9 protein-coding genes are annotated in these 6,296 nt (G+C 68.0%); 7 read left to right on the top strand and 2 right to left on the bottom strand.

Annotated features, from left to right (window positions below; translation table 11 throughout):
- From GPA_RS19925 to GPA_RS03015, 4 genes are all read left to right on the top strand, one after another.
- A partial coding sequence (locus GPA_RS19925) for a DUF512 domain-containing protein (RefSeq protein ID WP_231847552.1) occupies positions 1-369 on the top strand: 369 nt, incomplete at its 5' end.
- Positions 370-378: 9 nt separating this feature from the next.
- Positions 379-1,695, top strand: a complete 1,317-nt coding sequence (gene der / locus GPA_RS03025; RefSeq protein ID WP_015538893.1) for a ribosome biogenesis GTPase Der — start codon at positions 379-381, stop codon at positions 1,693-1,695.
- A gap of 8 nt (positions 1,696-1,703) precedes the next feature.
- Positions 1,704-2,363: a glycerol-3-phosphate 1-O-acyltransferase PlsY gene (plsY, locus tag GPA_RS03020; RefSeq protein WP_015538892.1), complete on the top strand. Its 660-nt coding sequence runs from the start codon at positions 1,704-1,706 to the stop codon at positions 2,361-2,363.
- A 7-nt stretch (positions 2,364-2,370) separates the two neighbouring features.
- Positions 2,371-3,372, top strand: a complete 1,002-nt coding sequence (locus GPA_RS03015; protein ID WP_015538891.1) for an NAD(P)H-dependent glycerol-3-phosphate dehydrogenase — start codon at positions 2,371-2,373, stop codon at positions 3,370-3,372.
- Positions 3,373-3,384: 12 nt separating this feature from the next.
- Here the strand turns inward: GPA_RS03015 and GPA_RS03010 are convergent, their stop codons facing one another.
- Positions 3,385-4,209, bottom strand: a complete 825-nt coding sequence (locus GPA_RS03010; RefSeq protein ID WP_015538890.1) for a class I SAM-dependent methyltransferase — start codon at positions 4,207-4,209, stop codon at positions 3,385-3,387.
- A 313-nt stretch (positions 4,210-4,522) separates the two neighbouring features.
- Here GPA_RS03010 and GPA_RS03005 point away from each other — a divergent pair, with 313 nt between their 5' ends.
- The 3 genes from GPA_RS03005 to GPA_RS02995 all read left to right on the top strand — a co-directional run bounded on the left by GPA_RS03005 (position 4,523) and on the right by GPA_RS02995 (position 6,094).
- A complete protein-coding gene (locus tag GPA_RS03005) occupies positions 4,523-4,915 on the top strand; it encodes a demethoxyubiquinone hydroxylase family protein (RefSeq protein ID WP_041238900.1) in 393 nt (130 codons plus the stop codon).
- A gap of 270 nt (positions 4,916-5,185) precedes the next feature.
- Complete coding sequence (locus GPA_RS03000) at positions 5,186-5,626, top strand: DUF3887 domain-containing protein (protein WP_015538889.1); 441 nt, start codon at positions 5,186-5,188, stop codon at positions 5,624-5,626.
- Between the two features lie 27 nt (positions 5,627-5,653).
- Positions 5,654-6,094 carry a DUF3887 domain-containing protein gene (locus tag GPA_RS02995; protein ID WP_015538888.1) on the top strand — a complete coding sequence of 147 codons (441 nt, stop codon included), beginning with the start codon at positions 5,654-5,656 and terminating at the stop codon, positions 6,092-6,094.
- A gap of 9 nt (positions 6,095-6,103) precedes the next feature.
- Here GPA_RS02995 and GPA_RS17860 read toward each other — a convergent pair.
- Positions 6,104-6,296: hypothetical protein (locus tag GPA_RS17860; RefSeq protein ID WP_197533061.1), on the bottom strand; the 193-nt coding region annotated here is incomplete at its 5' end.

Here is a 6,296-nt window from a genome sequence, read left to right as displayed (position 1 = left end):
CGGCACTTCCTGGGGCCGCTGGCGGCGGCGAGCCCGCTCGCCGGCCTGTTCGAACCCCTTTACGTGGAGAACGGATTCTTCGGCGGCAACGTCGACGTGACGGGGCTCCTCTGCGGCTGCGACATAGCGGCGGCCGTGCGCGGGGCCGTGCGGCAGGACAGCGAAACGCGATCGCGCACCTTGTTCCTCCTCCCGCGCGTCATATTCAACGACGATTCGGTGACGCTCGATGACATGAGTTTGGAGGATATGGAAAAGGGCGCGGGCGCCCCCCTTGCCGTGGTATCCTGTAACGCGTCCGATTTCCTGCGGGAGATCGTCGACTTGGCCGGGCGCGAGAGCCCGGCCCCTGACCGAACCAACCTGTGAGGTGCCATCATGCCCCTGCCACTCGTCGCGGTGGTCGGACGGCCGAACGTCGGCAAGTCCACCTTCGTGAACCGCATAGCCCAGGCCGACGAGGCCATCGTCCACGAGATGCGCGGCGTCACGCGCGACCGCTCGTACCATGAGGCCGACTGGAACGGCGTCGAGTTCAAGCTCGTCGACACCGGCGGCATCGAGATGGGCGACGACGACGCCTTCCAAGGCTCCATCCGCGCGCAGGCCATCGCCGGCGCGAACGAGGCCGACGTCGTCATCTTCATCGTGGACGGCAAGACGGGGATCAACGCCGACGACGAGGCCGTCGCGCGCATCCTCCGCAAGGCGGGCAAGCCGGTGTTCTTGGTGGTGAACAAGATGGACACCCCGAACCGCACCGACGAGCTGTGGGAGTTCTACCAGCTGGGGGTGGGCGATCCCTGGCCGGTGTCCTCCACGCACGGCCATGGCACGGGAGATTTGCTCGATGCCGTGGTGGAAGAGCTGCGCCGTGCGGAAGTGCCCGCCGACGAGGAGGAGGAACCCTCCATCAACGTGGCCATCATCGGCCGCCCGAACGCCGGCAAGTCGTCGCTCACGAACAAGATGACGAAGGGCGACCGCTCCATCGTGTCCGATGTGGCGGGCACCACGCGCGACGCCATCGACACGGCCGTCGAGCACGACGGCACCCTCTACACCATCGTGGACACGGCGGGCCTGCGCCGCAAGAGCCAGATCGACCAGGACGTGGAGTACTACGGCTTCGTGCGCGCCATGCGCGCCATCGACCGCGCCGACGTGGCGCTGCTCGTCATCGACTCCACGCTCGGCCTGACCGACCAGGACCAGCGCGTGGCGGGCTACGCGGCCGAGCGCGGCTGCGCCATGGTCATCGTGCTGAACAAATGGGACCTCGTGGAAGGACCCGAGGCCAAGGCCGACATACGCGAGCGCATCGCCGACCGCATGACGTTCGTGGGCTATGCGCCGGTCGTGGCCATCTCGGCCCTCACCGGCAAGAAGGTCGACCGCATCTGGGAGGCCATCGACGAGGCGTACGAGAACTTCAGCCAGACCATCCCCACGAACAAGCTGAACACGTGGCTCTCCGGCATCCGCGAGGGCGGGCACACGGTGAGCAACGGCAAGGCCGTTCTGCGTATGAAGTACGTGACGCAGACGGGCACGTGCCCGCCGTACTTCACGTTCTTCGTGAACCGGCCCGACCTGGTCACGGACAACTACGAGCGCTTTTTGGAGAACCGCCTGCGCGAGGGCTTCGACCTCGTGGGCACGCCGGTGAAGCTGAAGTTCAAGAAGAAGGACTAAGGGGTACGATGCAGGATCTGCTGGTTGCGGCCGCGCTGTTCGTCGCGGCATTCCTCCTGGGCTCCGTTCCGTGGGGCCTCATCATCTCGAAGGTGTTCTACCACACCGACCTGCGCGAGCATGGCTCGGGCAACATCGGCACCACGAACGCCATCCGCACGATGGGCAAGGTGGGCGGCTACGCCGTGTTCGTGCTCGACTTCGGCAAGGGCCTGCTCTCGGGCGTGCTGGCCTGGTGGTTCAGCTGGCAGTTCCTGCCGGGCGGGGGGCTGGCGCCCGATGCGCTCGTCAGCTACGACACCTTGCTGGCCGTCGCGTTCCTCGGCTGCGTGTGGGGCCATATCTTCAGCCCCTGGCTGGGCTTCAAGGGCGGCAAGGGCATCGCGGTTGCCGTGGGCTGCCTGTTCGTCACGTTCGGCTGGGTGGGCGCCTGCTTGGAGCTGCTCATATTCATCGTGCTGGTGGTGGCTACGAAGCGCGTGTCCATCGGCTCGATAGCCGCGGCCCTGTCCTGCCCGTTCTTCTCGCTGTACTACTTCTGGGGCGACTGGATCGCCGTCGCCCTGTGCACGCTGGCGGGGCTGACGGTGGTGTGGGCGCACCGCGAGAACATCAAGCGCCTGCGTGCCGGCACCGAGAGCAGGATAGGCGACAAGAAGAAAGCGTAGGCTCAGGATGAGGATAGCGGTTATCGGGGCAGGCTCTTGGGGGACGGCGCTGGCGCAGGTGTTGGCCGGCAACGGGCACGACGTGGGGCTGTGGGCGCGCAAGCCCGAGGTGGCGGCGGCGATCAACGCCGATCACCGCAACCCGCGCTACCTGAGCGACGTCGTGCTGTCCGAGCGCATCGCAGCCACCTCCTCGCATGAGGAGGTGCTGGAGGGCGCCTGCGCCGCCGTCATCGTCACGCCGTCGAGCATCATGCGCGACGTGGCGGACCGGCTGGCCGGCCTCGTGGGCGAGGATTTCCCGGTAATCGTCTGCTCGAAGGGCGTCGAGGAGGGCAGCGGCCTTCTGCCGGTGGAGGTGTTCGAGGCCGAGATGGGCAATGCGACGCGCCTGGCCGTGCTCTCCGGCCCCAACTTCGCGGCCGAGGTCATACGCGGCATCCCGTCGGGCACGGTGGTGGCCAGCCCCGACGCGGGGACGGCGGCGTTCTTCCAGGAGCTGTTCGCCAGCGACGCCTTCCGCACCTACGCCAGCGACGACGTCATCGGCGTGGAGCTGTGCGCCGCGTTCAAGAACGTCATCGCCATCGCGGTGGGCGTGTCCTACGGCATCGGGTTCGGCGACAACACGGCGGCCATGCTCATGACGCGCGGCATTGCCGAGATGAGCCGGCTGGTGGTGCGCTGCGGCGGTCAGGCCCTCACGTGCATGGGGCTGGCCGGCACGGGCGACCTTGTGGCCACCTGCACCTCCGAGCACTCGCGCAACCGCCGCTTCGGCAAGCTCCTGGCCGAGGGTGGCACCCTCGAGGAGTTCACGGAGCGCACGCACATGGTGGTGGAGGGCGCGCTGGCCTGCCGGACGCTCAAGACGCTGGCCGACGCCTACGGGGTGGAGCTGCCCATCACCGATGTCGTGCGCAGCGTGGTGTGGGAGGGCACCGATCCGCGCGACGTGGCCAAGACGCTCACGAGCCGGCCCCTCACCACCGAGTTCTACGGGCTGTAGGGTTCCGGCGGCCTACGAGCCCAGGACGCTTAGCTGGGCCATGCCGCCGGCGCCGCGAACGGAGCGGACCTTGCGGGCGGTGAAGCGCAGGCGGCGGTAGTCGGCGACCCAGCAGCCGGCCCCCTCGTCCCAGAGGTCGTCCTCGCACGCCTGCTCCAGATCGTCGAGGATGGCGGCGCGCTCGTCCTCGCGGTACAGGTGCAGGCTCTTCGCGAAGAACTGCTCGGCGAACCGGCGCAGGCCCTCCCTGCCGTCGGCGAGCGGGGTGGGGCGGTCGAACGCCTCCATCTGCTCGACCTCGAAGCCGGCGATGCCCAGCAGGCGGCGGTAAGCCGCCTCCTTCGGGAAGCAGAACCGCCCCGAGTAGTCGCCGCTGTGCTTGCGCAGGGCCTGGGTGTAGCCCTCCTCGATGCCTGCGATGTTGCCGTGGGCGCCCATCTCGGCCACGAGCAGGCCGCCGTCGTCGAGCGCGCCTGCCACGCTCTTGAGCAGCGCCACCTGGTCGGGCACCCAATGGAACACGGCGTTGGAGAACGCCACGTCGAACGCGCCCTCGAACGGCAGGGCGCAGGCGTCCGCCTCTGCGAGGGAGGCTTTCGGATGACTTGCGCGCGCCTTCTCCAGCATCTCCGGCGAGGAGTCGACGCCGGTGACGGGGCCGATCTCGGCGAGCGCGTCCAGGTGCGCCCCCGTGCCGCAGCCCACGTCGAGGATGCGCAGGGGGGCGGCCCCGTCACCGCGCCGGGCGGCCTCCTCGCGCACGAGCTGCACGAGCGCCTCGCCGTACGCCCCCACGTAGCCGTGCTGCCCGTCGTAGAGCTCCGCATCCCATTCCATCTTCGTCCCGCCCCTCTCGATTCGGTTGCATTGCCTTCAAGTATAACGCAGGGAGGACGATTTCCCTGTCTCGTGCGTCCGGGGCGTTCCCATGGCGCGGGGGCTTGCGGCGCGCCCGCCCCCGCTCCGGCTTTCTATGAGCGCGAGGGTGCGCTTTATCTAACGGGGCGGTGACAACGCGATGACCGGGGGCTTACCGTCGGGGGAATCGCGTTGTGGGACGTGCTGCGGTGGCTTAAGGTACTGCTTGTCCGAAACGACGACCCCCTCCGCGCCGGAAACGGCAGCGGACCGCATCGAGAAGGAGCACGCCATGCCCGAGCTAGCAAACCCGTTCGTCGCGAATGTCCCGCGCACGATGACGAAGCAGGAGCTCGTGCAGGCCGTGCGCGTGGAGCTGACCGGCGAGCTGGAGGCCCAGATGCTCTACGAGGCGCACGCGGTGGCTACCGATGACGAGGTGGCGCGCAAGGTGTTCCTGGATATCGCCGACGAGGAGAAGGAGCACATGGGCGAGCTGCTCGCACTGCTCCAGTACCTCGATCCAGCCGAGGCCGGGCACTTGGCGGAAGGCGTGGGCGAAGTCGAGGGCATGATGGCCGAGCTGGGCATCGACAAGAGCGTGGCCGACGACCTCATGGGATCGTCCATACGCAACGACACCGGCACCCAAGAGGAGCTGGAGTCGGGCAGGAGCAGCAAGTAGAAGACAACCTATTCGAGTGACCCGTCGTCTCGTCTCTCGTGTGAACCCCCCCTCTCTCTCTCAAACCTTCGACGGGCACGTGAAGCATGCGCACCTTCCCCTTCTCCTCAGTGCGCACTGCATGGCCCTCCTCCGGACCCCCATCCGGAGGAGGGTCTTTTTGTGCCGACAGGGTGCGTTTCTGATATCCTTTGGGGATGGTCGGGCGGAGAACGTGGATGGCGGGAACGGCCGGGGGTCCGGCTGGGCTCGGAGGAAGAGGGATGCTCCATGAGGAAAAGACTGGTGCTCGTCGCCTTGCTGGCAGCCGTGACGCTGATGCTCGGCTTGGTGGGATGCAGCTCGGGGGATGCAGCGGGCGGAAAGGCCCAGGAGGATGTCGAGGGACTGCCCGCCTGGGCGGACGAGGCTGCTGTCACCGAGCAGGCGCGCGATGCGATAGACCTGTTCGTTGCAAGGGATTACGATGGCTTGGCGGCGTTGTTCGGCGAGCCCGCGCCGGCCGCCTCTGATTTCGAGAAGGCCGGCCGGGCGGCCGAGGACGTGGGCGGCTTCGAATCGTACGGCGACGTGTCCTTCGCGCACTACGACGGAGGCGCGGACGGCGTGGCGGCCATCGTGGTCCAGCAGGCGCATTGCGAGAACGACGACCTGGTCTACTCCGTCGGCATCGCCGAGGACGGCAGGCTTGTCGGATTCCGCATCAGCTAGGTACCCTGTGGTGGAAGGAGCGGCTTTATGAAGAAGAGGATGCTGGCAGCGGCGGTGCTCGTGGCCGCGCTGGCCGTGCTGTGCTTGGCGGGCTGCGGGTCGAGCGCCTCGGACGAGAACTATCGGGAGGGGCTGCCCGCCTGGGCGGACGAGGCTGCCGTCACCGCGCAGGCGCGCGAGGTCATCGACCTGGTTAACGCGCGCGACTTCGACGAGGTGGCTGCCCGCTGGGATGACAAGAACGCGACCGCCGAGAAGCTGGAGCAGGGCTTGGGCGGCGCCCTCGACCAGTTCGGCGCGTTCGAGGGCTTCACAGATGTGAAGTACGGCCAGAGCGAGCCGGCCGGCCGATCGGCCGTCACCGTCATCCAACGTGCCGATTACGAGAACCAGAAAGCCCAGTTCAATGTGAGCTTCTACGAAGACGGCTCCCTGGCCGGGCTCTACGTGTACAAGGTGGAGGGCTAGGCGCGGGCGCTAGGCCTGGGCATCGGCTCCCGCCCCGTCGCCGGCCGCGTTGCCGCGCAGCTCGTTTCGCAGGGCGGGCACGTCCACGCCGAGCTTCGCCAGCTTCACGGCGCCGGTCCACGGGGCGGCGGCGGGCCCTGCCAGGCCGGGCTTGAACGCGAGCATGGTCACGGTCAGGTCGGCGGCGAACGTCGGCCGTGCT

The sequence above is a fragment of the Gordonibacter pamelaeae 7-10-1-b genome, from assembly GCF_000210055.1.
Classification (GTDB): Bacteria; Actinomycetota; Coriobacteriia; order Coriobacteriales; family Eggerthellaceae; genus Gordonibacter; species Gordonibacter pamelaeae.
Note: the sequence above shows the minus strand (reverse complement) of the source record. Positions and strands in the feature narration are given on the sequence as shown.